This window comes from Streptomyces sp. AC555_RSS877 (assembly GCF_019049245.1).
In the GTDB taxonomy this organism is placed as follows: domain Bacteria; phylum Actinomycetota; class Actinomycetes; order Streptomycetales; family Streptomycetaceae; genus Streptomyces.
On the sequence record NZ_JAGMUK010000077.1, the window covers coordinates 41,483 to 60,679 of the forward strand.

Below are 19,197 nucleotides of genomic sequence, written 5' to 3' on the forward strand. Positions count from 1 at the left end.
GTGTGGAAGTCCCTCACATCCGGAAGACGCCGAACTGGGGGTCACCCAGCGGGGCGTTCGCACAAGCGGTCAGAGCCAGTCCCAGCACCTGCCGGGTGTCGAGCGGGTCGATGACCCCGTCGTCCCACAGGCGGGCGGTGGCGTAGTAGGCGTTGCCCTGGCGCTCGTACTGCGCGCGGATCGGTGCCTTGAAGGCCTCTTCCTCCTCCGCGGGCCACATCTCTCCGCGGGTCTCCGACTGGTCGCGCTTGACGGTCGCGAGGACGGAGGCGGCCTGTTCGCCGCCCATGACCGAGATCTTGGCGTTGGGCCACATCCACAGGAAGCGGGGGGAGTAGGCCCGGCCGCACATGGAGTAGTTCCCCGCGCCGTACGACCCGCCGACCACGACGGTCAGCTTCGGCACGCGCGTGCACGCCACCGCCGTCACCATCTTGGCGCCGTGCTTGGCGATGCCGCCCGCCTCGTAGTCCTTGCCGACCATGAAGCCGGAGATGTTCTGCAGGAAGAGGAGCGGGATCCCGCGCTGGTCGCACAGCTCGATGAAGTGGGCGCCCTTCTGGGCGGACTCGGAGAACAGGATGCCGTTGTTGGCGACGATCCCGACCGGGTGGCCGTGGACGCGGGCGAAGCCGGTGACGAGGGTCTGCCCGAACTCGGACTTGAACTCGGCGAAACGGGAACCGTCGACCACGCGCGCGATGATCTCGCGCACGTCGTAGGGGGTGCGGGAGTCGGCCGGCACCGCGCCGTACAGCCCGTACGGGTCGACCTTCGGCTCGGTCGCCTCGGTCACCTTCCAGGGCAGGGGGCCGCGCCCGGGGAGCGTGGCGGCGATGGTCCGCACGATCCGCAGGGCGTGCGCGTCGTCCTCCGCGAGGTGGTCGGTGACGCCGGACACGCGCGCGTGCACCTCTCCGCCGCCGAGCTCCTCGGCGGTGACGACCTCGCCGGTGGCGGCCTTCACGAGCGGGGGACCGCCGAGGAAGATGGTCCCCTGGTTCCGCACGATCACGGCCTCGTCGCTCATCGCGGGGACGTACGCCCCGCCGGCCGTGCACGAGCCGAGCACCGCGGCGATCTGCGGGATCCCCGCCCCCGACATCCGGGCCTGGTTGTAGAAGATCCGCCCGAAGTGCTCCCGGTCGGGGAACACCTCGTCCTGCATGGGCAGGAAGGCGCCGCCGGAGTCCACGAGGTAGAGGCACGGGAGGCGGTTCTCCAGCGCCACCTCCTGGGCGCGCAGGTGCTTCTTCACCGTCATCGGGTAGTACGTCCCGCCCTTGACGGTGGCGTCGTTGGCGACGATCACGCACTCGCGTCCGCTGACCCGGCCGATCCCGGCGATGACACCGGCGGCCGGGGCCTGTCCCTCGTACATCCCGTCGGCCGCGAGGGGCGCCAGCTCCAGGAAGGGGGAGCCGGGGTCGAGGAGCGTGTCGACCCTGTCCCGGGGCAGCAGTTTCCCGCGCGCGGTGTGCCGTGCCCGCGCCTTCTCACCACCGCCCAGCCGGGCCGCGGCCAGCTTGCCGCGCAGCTCCTCGACGAGTGCGAGGTGGGCTTTCTCGTTGGCCCGCCAGGCCTCCGACGCGGGATCTTCCCCCACGCTCGAAAGGACTCGCGCGGGGGGACCCCCATCGCTCGTCAGTTCCGCTGCCTCGTGCATCCTGCGGTCCCCTCACCCAGCGATCGACTGTTAATGAGCGTTAACCATTTCCATCAGGTTAACGACCGCTAACCTCCCTGTCTAGAATTACTTCCATGGCCACCAGAACCGACGCCCCCACCCGCCGCGAGCAGATCCTCAAAGAGGCTGCGCGGCTGTTCGCCGAACGCGGTTTCCACGGCGTCGGTGTCGACGAGATAGGCGCCGCGGTCGGCATCAGCGGCCCCGGTCTCTACCGTCACTTCGCCGGCAAGGACGCGATGCTCGCCGAGCTGCTGGTCGGGATCAGCGGGCAGCTCCTGACCGGAGCGAAGCGACGCGTCCAGGAGGCGGACGGCGTGGGTGCCGATGCCCTCCTCGACTCCCTCATCGAGGGCCACATCGACTTCGCCCTCGACGACCGCCCACTCATCACGTTGCACGACCGCGAGCTGGACCGCCTGCGGGACAGCGACCGCAAGCTGGTACGGCAGCTCCAGCGGCAGTACGTCGAGCTGTGGGTGGAGGTGGTGCGGGAGGTGTACCCGGCGCTCGGTGAACCGGCGGCGCGGTCCGCCGTGCACTCGGTGTTCGGGCTGCTGAACTCGACGCCGCACCTCGGAAGGCCGGGGGCGCTGCCCGGGCGGGCGGTCACGGCGGGCTTGCTGCACCGGATGGCACGGGGGGCGTTCGGGGCGGCGGGCGGGGTGGCCTAGGGGGTGTTTCGAAAGTCCCGCACAGCACCCACGGCGCCCGGCACGCACTCTCGCCGCACCGGCCAAAAGCCCAAGTACGTCCAGTACGAGAGCTTTCGTCCGGCACGCCGAGAGCACGCACCGGACACCGCGGGCACCGCACAGGACTTTCGAAACACCCCCTAGGGGGCGCGCGTAATCCTCCGAGAGGGTTGCACTTTGTATGCAACCGAATGCGCAGCGCATACTCTGCTCTGAGCCGCACGGCTGTACGCAGGGCCTCGGGGGAGGCGGTAGTGAGGGAGGATCGCGTGGGTGGGGACGTTCATTTCGCCGTCTTGGGCTCCTTGGAAGTCAGGGTCGGCGACATCCGGCTGAAACTGGGCGGACCGGTTCCCAAGCGGATCCTGACCACGCTGCTGCTGGAACCGGGGCGCATGGTCCCCGTCTCCCGGCTGGTGGAGGCCGCCTGGGGCGAACAACCGCCGCGCACCGCCGCCCACCAGGTGCGCAAGGCGATCGCCGACCTGCGCCAGCGCATGCCGGACGGCGGCTCGCTGCTCGTCACCGAAGGTCCGGGGTACCGCCTGGACGTCGACCCCGCGAACCTGGACCTCAGCCAGTTCTCGCTCCGGCTGCGACAGGCGCGCGAGGCACAGGAGAACGGCCGTACGGCCGAGGCGGCGGGCAGGCTGCGGGCCGCGCTCGCGTTGTGGCGGGGCCCGGTCATGTCCGGCAGCGGAGGCTCGGTGATCGCCGCCGCCTCCGCCGTGCTGGAGGAGCGCCGGCTGGCCGCCGTCGAACAGCTCGTCGAGCTCAGGCTCGCACTCGGGGAGTCGGGGGAGCTCGTCGGGGATCTGCGCCAGCTCATCGCCGAGCACCCGCTGTGGGAGACCCTGCGGGGCCATCTCATGGTCGCGCTGTACCGCTCGGGGCGGCAGGCCGAGGCCCTGGAGGAGTTCGGCCGGGTCCGCGACCTCCTCGTCGAGGAGCTCGGCATCGACCCCAGCCCGCAGCTGACCCGTCTGTACGAGGCGATCCTGCGCGACAGCCCCGAACTGGCCGCGGTGGCGCCGGGCGCCCTGGGGCAGGAGGAGACCGAGGCCGCCGCGCACCGGCCGGCGGCACCGCAGGGCATGGCGCCGTGCACGCTGCCGCACGACCTGATGGACTTCGCCGGCCGGGACCGCGAACTGCGCAGGCTGCTGGAGTCCGCGGAGCTGACCGACGGCGGTACCGTCCGCATCGTCGCCATCGACGGCATGGGCGGCAGCGGCAAGACCTCCCTGGCCGTACGCGCCGCACACCGCCTCGCCGACCGCTATCCGGACGGGCAGATCTACGTCGACCTGCGCGGTTTCACCCCCGGCGAGGAACCCCGCCGGCCGGCCGTCGTCATCGGCGCGCTGCTGCGCACCCTGGGCGTGCCGAGCGAGCGGATCCCCGACGACGTGGACGGCCGGGTCGCCCTGTGGCGGGCCACCCTCGCCAGGCGCAGGGTGCTGCTGGTCCTGGACAACGCCCTGGACGCCGCGCAGGTCCGGCCGCTGATACCCGCGTCGACGGGCTGCCTGGTCCTGGTCGCGAGCCGGAACCACATGGTCGGGCTGGACGGCGCCGACTGGCTGTCCATCGGGATGATGTCGCCGTCGGACAGCCTGGAGCTGATCAAACTGGCGCTCGGCGAGGACCGCGCGGCGGGCGAGCCGGAGGCCGTGGCGGAGCTGAGCGCGCTGTGCGGCCGGCTGCCGCTCGCCCTGCGCGTCGCCACCGCCCGGCTGCGCAGCCGGCCGCGCTGGACCGTGCGGCACCTCGTCGACCGGCTGGGCGACGAGGCCCGGCGGCTGGACGAGCTGAAGTCCGGTGACCACAGTGTCGAGGCGACGCTTCAGCTGTCGTACCAGGCACTGGACGACGAACGGCGCGACGCCTTCCGGCTGCTGGGCCTGCACCCGGGTACCGAGACCGACGCCCACTCGGCCGCGGCGCTGCTCGGCACCGGTGTGCGCGAGGCCGAGGAGGTGCTGGAACACCTCCTGGACATGCATCTGGTCGAGCAGTACGAGATCGGCCGGTACGCGTTCCACGACCTGGTGCGCAGCTTCGCCCGGCGGTTGCAGGGCCAGCGCCCCCAGGAGGAGCGGGCCGCCTTCGGGCGGCTGCTCGACTACTACCTGTCGGTGACCGAGAAAGCCTGCCGCACCCTCTATCCGGGACGGGCCCCGATCGGTGAGCGGTCCGGCGCCCCGGCGGCGGCCCAGCTGCCCGCGATCACCACCGCGGCCCAGGCGGAAGGGCTGTTCGACCGGGAACACGTCACGCTGCTCGCCGCCGTCGAGCGCGCGGAACAGGAGGAATTCCACCACCATGCCGTCCACCTGGCCCGGAACCTGATCTTCCATCTGAACTCGCGCAGCTATCTGGAGGAGTACCGGCGGGCCGCGGGCGTCGCGGTGTCCGCGGCCCGCAGGCTCGGCGCGCCCCGCACCCTGCGCCTGAGCCTGACGAACCTGGCGGCCGTGCTGTGGAAGCTCGGCCGGTTCCGGGAGGGGATCACGGCCGCCACGGAGGCTCTCGACGTCACCCGGCGTCTCGGTGACCGCGGCGGCGAGGCCGTCTGCCTCGACATGCTGGGGCTCCTGCACAGCTGCCTCGGCCATCTCGCGCAGGCCCGGCGCTACCTGGAGCAGGCCGTCGACCTGCACGAGGACCTGCCCGACGGCCGCCAGCGGGCCTACGCCTGGTGCAACCTGAGCTCGGTGTACGCCTGGTTCGGCCGGTACGAGGACGCGGCGGCGGCGGCCGAACGCGCGGTGTTCCTCTGCCAGGGCGCCGAGGCCCGCGGCGAGGAGATCATCGCCCTGACCGACCTGGCGACGGCCCGGCTGGGCACGGGGCAGCATGCCGCGGCCCTCGTCAGCCTGGAGCGGGCGCTGGAGCTGGGCGACGAGTCCCGGATGCCGGAGAACCTGGCCCTCACCTTCGCGCTCGCCGCGGAGGCGAGTGAACGGCTCGGCGCGGTGGAGCGGGCGACGGAGTACGCGGCCGAGGCGCTGCGGATGATCCAGTCCAAGGGAACCGCCACCCGGAACGCGACCGTGGAGAACCTTCTCGGGCGCTTCCACCGCCGGCGTGGCGATCTCCCGTTGGCGCTGGAACTGCACGCGAGCGCGCACCGGCACGCGGTGACCGTCGAGTACCGCATAGAAATCGCCCACGCCCTGGACGGAATGGCGGAGGTCCTCAAGGGCATGGGCGAGTTCCAGGAGTCCGCGCTTCACCGGACGCGGGCACACGACCTTTTCCAGGGAATGGAGGTCCCTGTAAAGCGCTCGTCCACGGTCTGACCCGGTCAGGAACCGGCGCTTCCGGGTCCGGTTCCGTTGTCCAGGACGCCCAGTTCGAATGCGGGGTGCGCGGCGGCCGGGGCGGCGGATCCGAACCCGACGGTGACGGCCAGCGCGAGAATTCCCACGACCGTGGCGAGCTTGCTGAGCATCTTGTTCCACCTTTGTGCTGTGGACTTTCGTCCCTGTTTTCCTTCGGTGGTGTGGATACTCACGGCGCCCGTTCCCGATCGATTCCCGGACCGGTACCGGGGAAAGGGCCGGTCCGGGGAAAGGACCGGTACCGGGAAAACGGAATCTCGTCTCTCATTCGGTTCGGCGCGGTGTCAGCCGCAGCGGGAGCGCGCGCAGGCCGTTCACCACGATGGAGTCCAGGTACTCGGGTTCGCCGTCGACGGCCGCGTCGCCGACCTGGGCGAAGAACTCCCGCAGCACGGCCCGGATCTCCAGCTTCGCCAGCTGGGTGCCCACGCAGTAGTGCGGGCCGGCGCCCAGGGCGAGGTGCCGGTTGGGGCCGCGGCGGACGTCGAAGACGTCGGGGTCGGGGAAGTGCGCCGGGTCGCGGTTCGCGGACGTCAGCCAGCACACCACCAGCTCGCCCCGCCGGATCAGCCGCCCGCCCAGCTCCACGTCCCGGGTCGCCCGGCGCATGATGTGCGTGGCGCTCGACGTCCACCGCAGGATCTCGTCGATCGCGGTGTTCACCACGGTGTCGAAGTCGTCGCGCAGCAGCGCCCACTGCTCCGGGTGCTCCAGCAGCGCGAGCATCCCGCCGGACATGGCGAGCCGGACGTTCTCGGTCCCGCCGACGAGCAGGTTGTCGCAGTTGAGGACGACCTCGTCGACGGGCAGGTGCTCGCCCTGGTGGGTCAGGCCGGCGAGAACGCTGACCAGGTCCTCGCCCGGCGTGGCCCGCCGCCGCTCCACCAGGTCGCCGAAGTAGTCGAGGATTTCCAGGTGGGCGATGCTGCGGTCCTCGGCGGTGCCGGCGCAGAACGCGTCCGTCGACCACTGGACGAGGGACGGCCGGTCCTCGTCGGGAACGCCCAGGAACGAGCAGACGACCTCGATCGGCAGCTTCGCGGCGACATCGCCGACGAAGTCGATCCGCGAGGCCGCGACGGCCGACCGGACGATCGAGTACGCCGCCGAGTCCAGGGAGTCCGACAGCCGCCGCAGGTTCCTGGGCGCGAACCAGCCCGCGACGGCGCCGCGCAGCAGCTGGTGACGCGGGGGGTCGGACAGGGCCAGGGTCCGGTTGCTGCCGGGGTCCTCGCCCTGGGCCAGCGGGCGCAGCAGGATGCCGGAGGAGGAGCTGAAGGTCTCGGCGTCCCGCAGCACCTCCTTCACCTCGTCGAACCGGGTGAGCGACCAGAACGCGGGGAAGACGCCCGGCTCGTGGCGGACCACCGGCTCGTTCTCCCGCATCCAGCGCCACAGCCCGAACGGGTTGCCGTGCCGGTAGGTCTCCCCGTCGACGAGCCGGCCGATGTCGTGGACGTCGTGGACGCCATGGACGGCATGGATGCCGTCGATCACGGTGCTTGTGTCGATCACAGTGCTTTCCCCCAGGAACGAGCGAGCTCGGCGGCGATCAGCCCGGTGGGCGGATCGTTGCGCAGGTAGAAGTGCCCGCCCGGCGTGACCACCGGGACGAACGCGCCTTCCGTGTGGTCCCGCCACTGCCCGGTGTGGGACCGGATCTCCGGGATGTCGTCCTCGCCGACCACGGCCACCAGCCGGGCGTCGATCCGCTTGCCGGCATGCTCCCGGTACCGGGCGACGAGACGCAGGTCGTCCTTGATGTAGTCGAGGATCAGTTCGAGCAGTTCCTCGTCCTGCCGGATCTCCGGGCTCACCGGCTCGTAGCGTTCGAGATACCGCAGTACGTCCGCGGAGTCCTCGAAGGGGACGGGTGGCCGCAGTGCGGGCGCCGCTGCGGACGAGACCACCAGCGTCGGTACGCCTGCTCCGGCCTCGCGCAGACAGTGCGCGACCTCGAAGGCGACGTACGCGCCCATGCTGTGCCCGAACAGCACGGAGTACCGCTCGGAACCCGCGAGGATCTGACCGGCCACGGCCTCGGCGAGGTCGCGCAGCCGGGCCGGCGACTCGTCCAGGACGCGGTCCTCCCGCCCCGGGTACTGCACGGCGTGCACCCGGGCCGCGGGCAGCAGCGACTGCCAGGACCGGAAGAACGACGCGCAGCCGCCGGCGTGCGGGAAACACAGCACGGCCGGGAGCGAGCCGTCGGCGGAGCCGAACCGTCGTATCGGGCCGAGGGAGGTGACCGACGGCAAGGAGTGCCCCCTCACGACCGGGTCAGCAGGTCCACCTGCTGGGGGATCGTGCCGCAGCGGTACACCTGCTTCACCCCGACGGGCCGCCCGACGATCTTCCCGAGGGCGCGAGACAGCTTGAGCACGGTCAGCGAGTTGCCGCCGAGATCGAAGAAGGTGCCGGTCTCGCCCTGCCGCACCGGGACTCCGAGGATCTGCTCCCAGGCCTGCGCGACCTGATCGGCGAGGCCGTCCCCCGCGGTCGACTTCGGTACGGCGGTGCGCACCGAGGCCAGCAGCGCGGCCCGGTCGATCTTGTCGTGCGCGGAGCGCGGCAGGGTGTCGGCGAACAGGATCCGGTCGGGGACGACGGCGGCGCCGAGCGCCTCGGTGACGAACCGGCGTACCGACGCCGCGTCGACCTCGGCGCCGGGCTCCTTGACGGCGAAGGCGTAGCAGACCGACGTCCCGGTGTCGTAGGCGACCGCGGCGGACTGGACGCCGGGATGCGCGGCCAGCGCCTCCTCGATCGTCTCCAGGTGCACGCGCACCCCGCGGATCTTGACCTCGTTGTCGAGCCGCCCCACGAACTCCAGCCCGCCCCGGTCCGACCAGCGTCCGAGGTCGCCGGTGAGATAGACCCGTACGGTCCGCCCGGCCTCGGCCTCCACCTCGACGAACCTGGCCCTCGTCTCCGCCTCGTCGCCGACGTAACCCCGGGTCACGCCGACGCCGGAGACGGCGATCTGACCGACCTCGCCCGGCGGGACCTCACGCAGGTGGCCGTCGAGGAGGTGGACGGCGGTGCCCGGTACCGGGAAGCCGATGGTGGGCTCGGCGGGCTTGTCGTAGACGCGGCAGGTGGACCAGACGGTGCACTCGGTCGGCCCGTACTCGTTGCCGAGGCTGACCGCGGGCAGCAGCGCGAAGTGCTGGTCGATGACACCACGGGTCAGCGACTCGCCCGCGCAGATCACCAGCCGCAGCGAGGCCAGGTCCCCGGCGAGCCGGTCGTCCTCCCGCACCGTGTGCAGGAGTTCGGTGTAGAAGCTCGGCACCGTCAGGGTGTGCGTCACGCCGTGCCGGGCGACCAGCCCGACGAGCGCCCGCGGATTGCGCCGCTCGTCCTCCCCGGCCACGACGAGCGTGCCGCCGGCCGCCAGGGTGCCCCAGATCCCGGCCACCGACGAGTCGAAGTGGAACGGCGACAGCAGCAGGAACACTGGGGTGCCGAACCCGTCGTACACGGTGAGCCGCGCGGCGTTGGAGGCGGCCAGGTTGTCGTGGGAGACCGAGACGCCCTTGGGCCTGCCGCTCGTGCCCGAGGTGTAGAGCACGTACGCCTCGTCCTCCGGTGCGGGGGCCGCGGCCGGCTCCGCGTCCGCACGGGGATACGTCACCCGCTCCCCGGTCCGCGGATCGAGGACCACCGACACCCCCGACGAGGACCGGATGTGCCGGGCGACACCGTCCGGAGCCTCGGGGTTCAGGAACACGAAGGACCGGCCGGACAGCGAGACGCCCAGCGCGAGGGCGACCGTGGAGACCGTCCGGTGCGAGCGGATCCCGATCCGGCGGGAGCCGGCGTACCGGCCGTCCGTGCTCAGCTCCCGGGCCAGCGGCAAAGCCGCCGCGGCGAGTTCGCCGTACGAAAGGGTGTCGTCCCCGCAGATCACGGCGGGACGGTCGGGGTGCTGCCCCGCCCGCTCCATGACCGCGTCGCAGACGCGTGGTCCGGGAGGGGGCAGATGGAGCTCGTCGGGCATTCCGCGAAGCTGAAGTCTCGTCATGGACGAAGATCCTCCGCACCTCATTCCGGAAATCTTCCCGGCACGGTCCGGGAACGGATCGGGAATGCCCCGGGATCCCGTCCTCCTACCTTTCGACTGTCGACGACCGGCATTCGCAGTCATGGGAAAGGGACGCGGTGTACTCCTCATTCGCCGAGAAACTGTCAGAACCGGATCTCATAGACCTGGGCAACGGGATCTACGTGGTCCGCTTCGAGGTCATGAAGGTCACCTCCGTCCGGGCCGCGGTCAAGGACCTGCTCGACCGCAAGGTCATCCGCCCGGGCCAGACGCTGGTCGACAGCTCCAGCGGCATCTACGGCCACGCCCTCGCGCTGGTCTGCCGCGAACTGGGCCTGAAGTGTCACATCTTCGCCTCCGTGGCGGTCGACGCGGCCATCAGAACCCAGCTCAAGTACCTGGGGGCGACCTACACCCAGGTCCCGTCCTCCGGCGACGACGGCCTCCAGCACGACCAGGAGACCCGGGTCCGGCTCGTCCACGCCTACATGAAGGACAACCCGGACGCGTACTGGATGCAGCAGTACCACGACGACGTGCACTACATCGGCTACGAGAGCGTCGCGAACACCGTGGTCAAGGAGCTCGGTTCGGCCGGGGTCACCCTGGTGGGAGGGGTCGGCACGGGCGCGTCGACCAGCGCGATGGGCCGCTACCTGCGGGAGGCCGGCTGCGACGCGCGGGTGGTCGGCATCCAGCCCTTCGGCAGCCGCTCGTTCGGCTCGGAGACCATCCCGCTCGACGGGTTCATCATCGCCGGCATCGGCAGCGGCATCCGGTTCGGCAACATCGACTACCGCGCCTACGACGACATCCACTGGATCAACTTCGACGTCTCCGCCGCCGGCTGCCGCCGGCTGCTGGCCACCACGGGCGTCTTCGCCGGCCTCTCCGCCGGCGCGGGCTGGCAGGTCGCCAACCACATCCGCGCGACCGAACCCGACAGCGGCCCCGTCGTGTTCCTGGCCGCCGACCCGGGACACCGCTACGTCGACCGCGTCTTCCCGCCCGACGGCCCCGTCGAGGACGACCCCGCGTACCGCCCCGAGATCATCACCGATCTCGCCGACATGACCGGCCCCTGGTGCGCCATGAACTGGGCCCGCCGCCCGTACGACGTCCAGGACGACCTGCCCGTCTTCGCGCTGCAGACCTGATGTCCCGGAATCCCACTGTGAGGCCACTCCCATGACCCGTGTCGCCGTCATCAACTACGGCCCGAAGAGCGACTACGCCGCCATGCTGCCGGAACTGGCGGACACCCTCCACGTGTTCACCCACAACGAGCTGCACAACACCGACGCCTTCGCCCGCTACGAACACGTACCCGACTGCGAATTCGTCCCCTACCCGGAACTGCGGATCAGGCAGCTCGCCGCGGAGAAACCGTTCACCCACCTCATCACGGACAACGAGTACGACCTGGAACGGGTCGCCCGCATCCGCGAGGACCTCGGCATTCCCGGCCAGTCCGCGGCGAGCGCGCTGTCCTTCCGCGACAAGGTCGTGATGAAGGAGGTCGCGAGCCGTACCGTCCCGACGGCCGCCTTCGCCCGGCTGGAGACGATCACCGACCTCACCGGCTTCATCGCGGCCCACGCGTACCCGGTCGTGGTCAAGCCGGTGAAGCAGGGCGGCTCCCGCGACATCTCGGTGCTGCGCGGCGAGGACGACCTGATGGAGTTCAGCCGCCGGCACTGGCGCGAGGACCTGATGGTCGAGGACTTCGTCGAGGGACGGATGTACCACGTCGACGCGGTGCTGGCCCCCGGCTACCGGTTCGTCGCCTCCTCCCGCTATGTGCGCAGCTGCCTCGGCGTCTTCTCCGGCGAGAACAACGGCTCGATCCAGCTGCACCCCGAGGAGAAGTTCGCCGGACGCCTGGAGGAGTTCCTCGACCGCGTCCTGGAGGCGTTCGAGGTCCCCGAGATCAGCGCCTACCACCTGGAGGTGTTCCACACCCCCGAGGACGAACTGGTGCTGTGCGAGATCGCCTCCCGTGTCGGCGGCGACCGCATCCCCGCCCTCACCCGCCTCACCTACGGCGTGGACCTGCACGCCAGCTGGCTGCGCCAGTCCTGCGGCCTGCCCGTCGACCCGCCCCCGGCCGCTCCGCCCGCCGAGGTGCACGGCTCGATCTCGATCCTGCCGCAGGGCCGCCCCGTACGCGCGCCGCGCCGGCCCCCGTTCGCGTGGGTGCGGCACTACGAGGTCAACGAGAAGCTGGCCCCCGGTGCCGTCGCGCAGAACAGCACCTCGTTCCTCTGCTTCGTCATCGTCGGCGGCCGTGATCTCGCCGAGGTCGAGGAGCGGCTGCTCCAGGCGGAGACCTGGCTGATGGAGAACCTGGAAGAAGCGGACGCCGCAAAAGATGCGGAAGCCGCGGAAGAAGCCCGCGCGTCATGAAGACCTGGCGCCGGACGTCGGCGAACGGGCGGGCGCTGCTGGTGGCCGTGCTCGTCACCGGCCTCACGACGTTCATGTTCCTGCCGCTGCTGGCCATCCACTTCACCGCCGAGGGCCTTCCGGCGGGGCGGGTCGGCTTCCTCGTGGGCCTGCTCGCCTTCTGCAGCCAGGGTTTCTCCCTCGTGTGCGGGCTGATCGTGGACCGGCTGGGCACCCGCGTGGTGCTGACCAGCGGGTTCGCGCTGCGAATCGTCGGCTATCTGCTGCTCGCGCTCGGCGACGGCGGCCGGATGGTGCCGCTGGTCGCCGGTATCGCGGCCATCGGTGTCGGCGGCTCCCTGCTGGGGCTGTCCATCAAGACGCTGCTGGTGCGGGAGGACAGTGTCCAGCCGCGCGAGATGCTGGCGCTGCGCTCGACCTTCGTGAACATCGGCGTGGTCGCCGGACCGGCGCTCGGCGCGGTGGTCTACCCGCTCGGTTTCTCCTACATCCTCGCCGCCTGCGTGCTGTCGCACCTGCTCCTCGGCATACGGCTGACGCTCCGCCCGGCGGCGCGGGCGCTCCCCGGGCCGCCGGCCGCCACCGAGGCGGCGAAGAACGGCCCGGCGGCCGGCGGCCCGCCTGATGACGGCCCGCCGCGGTGGGAGCGCTGGCGGTGGGTGCCGCTGTGCCTGGTCGGCGCCGCGTTCTGGGCCATCTACAGCCAGCTCAACGTGCTGCTGCCCATCACCGCCAGGGAACTGACCGGGAGCACCGAGGCGATCTCGGTCGTCTTCACCCTCAACGGAGTGCTGTGCGTGCTGTTCCAGTACACGCTGCTGCACCACGTGTTCGGCAAGGCCGCCACCCGCACCCTGCTCGTCGTCGGCTTCGTCGCGTTCGCCTGCGCCTACGCCGTGTTCATCCCGCTCGCCGGCTGGTACTCCCTGCTCGCCTTCGTCCTGCCGGTCACCGTCGCCGAGATGCTGATCGCCCCGAGCCTCGACGAGCAGGCCGTCAAGGTCAGCTCCGTCCGCCGCACCGGACTCGCCCTCGGCACCATGAGCGCCGCCGGTGCCGTCGGCAGCCTCCTCGGATCCAGCATGGGCGGCTACCTCCTCCAGACACTGCACGGCGGCACGGGCGTCTGGCTGGTGCTCGTCCTCTTCTCCCTCGCCGCCGCAGCCACCTCATTCCTCCTACCGAAGGTGCACACGCAGCATGCCTGACACCCGGCCGACAGCCGTCCTGCTCAACCCCCGCGATCTGGTCGTCACCGCCGCCCAGAAACTCGGCTTCTCGGTGATCGTCGTCGGCGACCCGGAGGCACCGCTGCCCGGCAACGCCCCCGAGCCGGTCCTCCGCAGCCCGTGGATCACCGACGTAGACCAGCTCGTCGAGCAACTGCGCGCCCTCGACCTGCCCGCGCCCGTCAGCTGCTTCGGCTTCGGAGAGCTGGGCTGTGCGACCTCGGCGGTGGTCAACGAGCGCCTGGGCTGGCCCGGGAACCCGCCCGAGGCACTCGCCGCGTTCAAGGACAAGGCGAGGCTGCGGGCCGAGGTCGGCGATCGCGCCGGCGCCCCGGTCGCGCACGTGACCTGCGCGACCGAGGAGGAGCTGCGCCCCGCCGTCGAGCGGATCGGCTTCCCCTGTGTGGTCAAGCCGGTGGACGGCACCGGGAGTTCGGGTGTGCGGTACCTGGCGGACCGGGAGGAGACGGAGCGGTACCTCGCCGCCCTGAGCTTCGACACCCCGCACATCGTGGAGGAGTTCCTGGTCGGCGCCGAGTACAGCGTGGAGGCGGTCAGCTCCTTGGAGGGGCACCGCATCCTGGCGATCACGGAGAAGACCACCACCGGCGCCCCGCACTTCGTCGAGACCGGCCACACCCTGCCGGTGAGGCTCGATCCCGCGTCCGAGGCCGCGATCACCGACCTCGTCACCGGGATGCTGGACGCGATCGGCTACCGCTACGGCCCCTCGCACACCGAGGTCATGCTCACCGAGGCCGGCCCGCGCCTCATCGAGTCCCACGGCCGCCCCGGCGGCGACCGGATCAGCGATCTGCTGGTCCTCGCCCTCGGCGAGGACGTGTTCGCGCAGATGATGACCGCCGTCTTCGGCCTGCCGACACCCGCCGCGGCCACCCGGAAGCAGGTCGCCGGCATCCGCTACGTCACCTACGACCGCACGGTCCCGATGCCGGGCATCAGCACCGAACTCGTCGCCTCGCTGCCGGGCGTCGCCGAGACGGCCATCACCGTCGCGGCCGGCGAGCAGCCGCCGGAGGTCCGCAGGTCGGCCGACCGGCACGGCTTCGTCGTCGCCACCGGCAACACCCGCGACGAGCTCGAGACCAACCTGGCCCGCGCGGTGCGCACGCTCACCGCGAAGGCCTGAACAGCCCCTACTTTCCGCCCCGTTTCTCCAGAACAGGTGTCCTGAGGTGCCGTACAAGATCCTCGTCCTCGTCTCCGAGGCGTCCAAGTTCGAACTCGACAACCACTCGATCATTCCCAGTGCCCTGTACCGCGAGGGTCACGAGGTGCACATCGGTGACATCGACACGCTGAGCGTGCACGACGCCGTCGTCGTCTGCGACCGCATGAAGGTGACCGACGAGTTCACCTCCGGCGGCGACTTCCCGTCGCTGAGCGAGTCCTACGCCTCCGCGGAGGAGTTCGACCTGGTGTGGGTGCTCGCGGGCACCCACCCGGAGGCGGGCAACGACTCCTTCCAGCTGCTGTGGCTGCTCAACCAGCGGGTGCCGTTCGTCAACGACGCGTCCGCGCTGTTCTACCTGAACACCAAGACCAACCTGGTCGCCATCGTGCCGGGCGAGCACCTGCCGAAGTCGTACGTGACGAACGACTTCGACTTCCTGAACGACCTGGTCGAGTCCGACCCCGACCGTTCCTGGGTGGTCAAGCCGACCAACGACGGCTGCGGCGCGGACGTGTTCGTCGTCAACAAGTACGACCGCAACCGTTCGGCACTGCTGGGCTCGGCCACCGGCAACGCGATGTCGCGCTACGGGCGGTACGGCCGCGACATCATCGGCATGGCCAAGCGGCACACCGCCGTCCAGGAGTACATCCCCAACGTCCGCGACAACGAGAAGCGCGTGATCATCGCCGGTGGTGAACCGGTCTCCGGCTTCCTCCGCTTCCACCCCGAGCACGACAACCGCTCGAACGCCACCCTCGGCGCCCGCTTCGAGAAGCTGGAACTGACCGCGGAGGAGGACGAGTTCGTCCGCGCCCTCGGCAAGCGGCTGATGGACCTCGGCATCTTCTACTCGGGCATCGACCTGGCGTACCCCTATGTCATCGAGGTCAACATGGTGAACCCGGGCGGCCTGAGCTACCACCAGCTCGCGACCGGTGAGGACAAGTCGTCGGATGCGGTCAACACCGTGCTGGAGGCGCTGCGCACCGCCGGGAAGCTGACGTGAGCGCCTGGTCCTGGGCCGACCCGCGGGCCCTGACGGCGTGGGACGACTTCGCGGCCGGGCAGGAGGCCGGCCCCGACCGGGAGCGGTTCGAGAAGGCGCTGTGGCGGCCAGGCTGGGGAACCGCCTACCCGCCGCAGGTGTTCACCGCCGACGCCGCGTCCGAGACGGCGACGGCCGGTGTGCGCCTCGCCGAGCTGATCTCCGCCTTCCCTCGGCGGGTCTTCGGGGAGGACCTCGACGCGTGGGTCGACTACCTGGGGGTTCCGGCCGAGGACGCCGCCCTCATGGGCGAGGCGCTGCGGCAGCCGCGGCTGCGGCGCGTCGCCACCGCCTTCATGCGCCCGGACCTGGTGCTGACCGACGACGGCCTGAAGCTGGTCGAACTGAACGTAGCCACCTCGCTGGGCGGGCTCAGCACGCTCGCCCCGTACACCGCCGCCACCCGGGAGTCGGCGTACGCGGCCTTCCTGGCGGAGCGCGGGCTCGCCGTGGAGGCCCCGGACACGGCGGCGATCTGGCTGGAGGTCTTCGCGGGGCTGACCCGGGCGCGCGGGGAGGGGCCGTTGCGGGTGTTCGAGGCGACCGCCGACCCGGCCGACCTGGACGGCGGCCGCCGGTTCTTCGTCGACATGATCCGCTCCGCCGGCCACCACATCAGCTGCGGGCTCATCGGCGACCTGGAGCTCACCGACACCGGCGTTCGGTTCGAGGGCGAGCCGGTGGACGCCGTCTTCACCGCGTACACCTGGCACGAGACCAAGGAGTTCGTGCCGCCCGCGCTCACCCGCAGGCTCATGGAACTCGACGCCGCCGGACTGGTGGACTTCATCGGGTCGCCCGCCGCCGCCCTCCACGACAACAAGGGCAACCTGGCGCTGCTCCACGACGAGGCGTTCGACGGCCTGCTGAGCGAGGACGAGCGGTCCCTGGTCCGCCGGTACGTGCCGGTGACGTTCCGCCTGCGTCCGGAGAGCCTCGACCGGGCGGTCGCCGAGCGGGAGTCGCTGATCTGCAAGCCGGCCTCCGCCTACGGCGGCAAGGACCTGGTGTTCGGCTCCGGCACGGGCGACGACGAGTGGCGCGCCCTGCTGCGGGACCGGCTGGCCGACGCCGACGAGCGGTACGTCCTCCAGGCGCGCCAGTACCCGGCCGTGGTCTCGGTGCCCGGCTCCCGGCCCACCCCCGAGCGCGAAGTCGTCCTGGCACCCCTGGTCTTCGGCGGCACCTTCGCCGGAGTGTTCCTGCGCCAGGCGACACCCCGGCCCCAGTCGACGATCAACGCGTCCAGCGGCGCCGAGGTCGCGGCGGTGCTGACCCTCCGCGACCAGAGCACGTCCGACACCTGACGTATGGGAATCCGAGGCGAAGGAAGCCGACGCATGCTGCGCATAGCCGTGCCCAACAAGGGCTCGTTGTCCGGACCCACCATGGAGATGCTGCGTGAGGCGGGGTACCGGCAGCGCGAGGACAGCAAACAGCTCGCCCTCGTCGACCCGGTCAACGAGGTGGAGTTCTTCTACCTCCGCCCGCGCGACATCGCCGTGTACGTCTCCGCCGGCCGCCTGGACCTCGGCATCACCGGCCGTGACCTGCTCGTCGACTCCGCCGCGGGCGCCGAGGAGATCCTGTCGCTGGGCTTCGCCCGCTCCACGTTCCGCTTCGCCGCCCGGCCCGGCACGGCGCGGGGCGTCGAGGACTTCGACGGCATGACGATCGCCACCTCGTACGAGGGCGTCGTCGCCAAGCACCTGGCGCAGGCCGGTGTCGTCGCCTCGGTCGTGCACCTCGACGGTGCCGTGGAGAACGCCATCGAGCTGGGCGTCGCCCAGGTCGTCGCCGACGTGGTGGAGACCGGGGCGAGTCTGCGCAACGTGGGCCTGGAGGTCATCGGCGAGCCGATCATGAGCTCGGAGGCGATCGTCGTCCGCCGCGCGGGTGCCGACGCGTCCGGCGACGACGCCACCACGGCCCGGCGCTTCCTGCGCCGTCTCCAGGGGGTTCTCGTCGCCCGCTCCTACGTGATGATGGACTACCACTGCCCGGCCGAGCACCTGGAACGGGCCATCGCCCTCACGCCCGGCCTGGAGTCCCCGACCATCTCCCCGCTGCACACCAGGGGCCGCGTCGCCGTCCGCGCGATGGTCCCCGCCGACCGCGCCCAGCAGATCATGGACGACCTGTACGCGGCGGGCGCCCGGGCCATCCTGACCGCCTCGATCCACGCCTGCCGCCTCTGAGTTGTTTCCGGCCGGGCGGGCGTGACGAGCATTACGTGGACGCGGCTCCCTACTCGCCGGTACCTTGGATGAGCAAGCGCTTAGCCATGGGGTCGCGACCATCAGTCGAGGAACCCCGACGGCGAGCAACCACGTACGCGAGAGCGGCGCCGGTTTAGGCGCAAGGAAGGGTGGCGGCGGTGCGCCGTACGGTGTTCAACGAGGATCACGAGGCGTTCCGGGAGACCCTCCGGGCGTTCATCGAGGCCGAGGTCGTCCCGGTCTACGACGAGTGGTTCGCGGCCGGCCAGGCGCCGCGCGACTTCTACTACAAGCTCGCCGAGCTCGGCGTCTTCGGCATCCGCGTCGACGAGGAGTACGGCGGCGCAGGCATCGACTCGTACAAGTTCGAAGCCGTCATGTACGAGGAGACCGCCCGCGCCGGCGTCCAGTTCGGCGGCTCCGGTGTGCACGTGCTGCTCGGCCTGCCGTACATCAAGATGCTGGCCACCGACGAGCAGAAGAAGCGGTTCCTGCCGAAGTTCGTCTCCGGCGAGGAGATGTGGGCCCTCGCGATGACCGAGCCGGGCACCGGCTCCGACCTCGCGGGCATGAAGACCACCGCCAAGCTGAGCGAGGACGGCACGCACTACGTCCTCAACGGCTCCAAGACCTTCATCACCGGTGGCGTCCACGCCGACCGCGTGATCGTCTGCGCCCGCACCTCCGCGCCCACCGCCGACGACCGCCGCTTCGGCATCTCCCTGTTCGCCGTGGACACGAAGTCCGAGGGCTACTCCATCGGCCGCAAGCTCGACAAGCTCGGCCTGAAGACCTCCGACACCGCCGAGCTGGCCTTCGTCGACGTCAAGGTGCCCGTCGAGGACCTTCTCGGCGAGGAGAACAAGGGCTTCTACTACCTCGGCCACAACCTGGCCTCCGAGCGCTGGGGCATCGCCTTCGGCGCCTACGCGCAGGCCAAGGCGGCCGTCCGGTTCGCCAAGGAGTACGTGCAGGACCGCACCGTCTTCGGCAAGACCGTCGCCTCCTTCCAGAACACCAAGTTCGAACTCGCCGCCTGCCAGGCCGAGGTGGACGCGGCCGAGGCCGTCGCCGACCGCGCGCTCGAGGCCCTGGACGCCGGCGAGCTGACCCCCGCCGAGGCCGCCAGCGCCAAGCTGTTCTGCACCGAGGTCGCGCACCGCGTGATCGACCGCTGCCTCCAGCTGCACGGCGGCTACGGCTTCATGAACGAGTACCCGATCGCCCGCCTGTACGCGGACAACCGCGTCAACCGCATCTACGGCGGCACCAGCGAGATCATGAAGTCGATCATCGCGAAGGACATGGGTCTGTAAGGCTCCG

The 19,197-nt window shown here is 70.9% G+C and carries 15 protein-coding genes; 10 read left to right on the forward strand and 5 right to left on the reverse strand.

The genetic code is table 11. The features are described from left to right. Nucleotides 1-13 precede the first annotated feature (13 nt). Nucleotides 14-1,666: a carboxyl transferase domain-containing protein gene (locus KUM49_RS30880; RefSeq protein ID WP_254402043.1), complete on the reverse strand. Its 1,653-nt coding sequence runs from the start codon at nt 1,664-1,666 to the stop codon at nt 14-16. A 95-nt stretch (nt 1,667-1,761) separates the two neighbouring features. On the opposite strand from KUM49_RS30880, the gene KUM49_RS30885 reads away from it, so the two are divergent. Together KUM49_RS30885 and KUM49_RS30890 are read left to right on the forward strand one after the other, a co-directional pair. Continuing rightward, entirely contained in the window at nt 1,762-2,361 is a 600-nt protein-coding gene (locus KUM49_RS30885; RefSeq protein ID WP_217240260.1) for a TetR/AcrR family transcriptional regulator, read from the forward strand. Between the two features lie 290 nt (nt 2,362-2,651). After that, on the forward strand, nt 2,652-5,687 hold the full coding sequence (locus tag KUM49_RS30890; protein ID WP_308406815.1) for a BTAD domain-containing putative transcriptional regulator: 3,036 nt from the start codon (nt 2,652-2,654) through the stop codon (nt 5,685-5,687). A gap of 5 nt (nt 5,688-5,692) precedes the next feature. On the opposite strand, the gene KUM49_RS30895 is transcribed toward KUM49_RS30890, so the two are convergent. The 4 genes from KUM49_RS30895 to KUM49_RS30910 all read right to left on the reverse strand — a co-directional run bounded on the left by KUM49_RS30895 (nt 5,693) and on the right by KUM49_RS30910 (nt 9,756). Then, on the reverse strand, nt 5,693-5,839 hold the full coding sequence (locus KUM49_RS30895) for a hypothetical protein (protein WP_217240262.1): 147 nt from the start codon (nt 5,837-5,839) through the stop codon (nt 5,693-5,695). Between the two features lie 154 nt (nt 5,840-5,993). Then, nucleotides 5,994-7,244, reverse strand: coding sequence for a cytochrome P450 (locus KUM49_RS30900; RefSeq protein WP_308406816.1), 1,251 nt, complete (start codon nt 7,242-7,244; stop codon nt 5,994-5,996). Continuing rightward, nucleotides 7,241-7,987 carry a thioesterase II family protein gene (locus KUM49_RS30905; protein ID WP_217240263.1) on the reverse strand — a complete coding sequence of 249 codons (747 nt, stop codon included), beginning with the start codon at nt 7,985-7,987 and terminating at the stop codon, nt 7,241-7,243. Before KUM49_RS30905 ends, KUM49_RS30900 begins: the two co-directional genes overlap by 4 nt. 11 nt (nt 7,988-7,998) lie before the next feature. Further along, nucleotides 7,999-9,756 (reverse strand): non-ribosomal peptide synthetase, encoded by a 1,758-nt coding sequence (locus tag KUM49_RS30910; RefSeq protein ID WP_217240264.1) that lies wholly within the window; start codon nt 9,754-9,756, stop codon nt 7,999-8,001. A gap of 137 nt (nt 9,757-9,893) precedes the next feature. Here KUM49_RS30910 and KUM49_RS30915 point away from each other — a divergent pair, with 137 nt between their 5' ends. From KUM49_RS30915 to KUM49_RS30950, 8 genes are all read left to right on the forward strand, one after another. Next, nucleotides 9,894-10,934, forward strand: a complete 1,041-nt coding sequence (locus KUM49_RS30915) for a pyridoxal-phosphate dependent enzyme (protein WP_217240265.1) — start codon at nt 9,894-9,896, stop codon at nt 10,932-10,934. Between the two features lie 31 nt (nt 10,935-10,965). Next, the gene (locus tag KUM49_RS30920; protein WP_217240266.1) at nt 10,966-12,183 is read left to right on the forward strand and encodes an acetyl-CoA carboxylase biotin carboxylase subunit family protein; all 1,218 of its coding nucleotides are present in this window, start codon (nt 10,966-10,968) and stop codon (nt 12,181-12,183) included. Beyond that, the gene (locus KUM49_RS30925; RefSeq protein ID WP_217240267.1) at nt 12,180-13,391 is read left to right on the forward strand and encodes an MFS transporter; all 1,212 of its coding nucleotides are present in this window, start codon (nt 12,180-12,182) and stop codon (nt 13,389-13,391) included. Before KUM49_RS30920 ends, KUM49_RS30925 begins: the two co-directional genes overlap by 4 nt. Beyond that, the gene (locus tag KUM49_RS30930) at nt 13,384-14,562 is read left to right on the forward strand and encodes an ATP-grasp domain-containing protein (RefSeq protein ID WP_217240268.1); all 1,179 of its coding nucleotides are present in this window, start codon (nt 13,384-13,386) and stop codon (nt 14,560-14,562) included. The genes KUM49_RS30925 and KUM49_RS30930 overlap by 8 nt, the downstream gene beginning before the upstream one ends. Nucleotides 14,563-14,608: 46 nt before the next feature. Next, nucleotides 14,609-15,616 (forward strand): RimK family alpha-L-glutamate ligase, encoded by a 1,008-nt coding sequence (locus tag KUM49_RS30935; protein WP_217240269.1) that lies wholly within the window; start codon nt 14,609-14,611, stop codon nt 15,614-15,616. Continuing rightward, on the forward strand, nt 15,613-16,962 hold the full coding sequence (locus KUM49_RS30940; protein WP_217240270.1) for a hypothetical protein: 1,350 nt from the start codon (nt 15,613-15,615) through the stop codon (nt 16,960-16,962). The genes KUM49_RS30935 and KUM49_RS30940 overlap by 4 nt, the downstream gene beginning before the upstream one ends. Nucleotides 16,963-16,995: 33 nt before the next feature. Then, on the forward strand, nt 16,996-17,853 hold the full coding sequence (gene hisG / locus KUM49_RS30945) for an ATP phosphoribosyltransferase (protein WP_217240271.1): 858 nt from the start codon (nt 16,996-16,998) through the stop codon (nt 17,851-17,853). Between the two features lie 179 nt (nt 17,854-18,032). After that, nucleotides 18,033-19,190, forward strand: a complete 1,158-nt coding sequence (locus KUM49_RS30950) for an acyl-CoA dehydrogenase family protein (protein ID WP_217240272.1) — start codon at nt 18,033-18,035, stop codon at nt 19,188-19,190. The last annotated feature ends 7 nt before the right edge of the window (nt 19,191-19,197 follow it).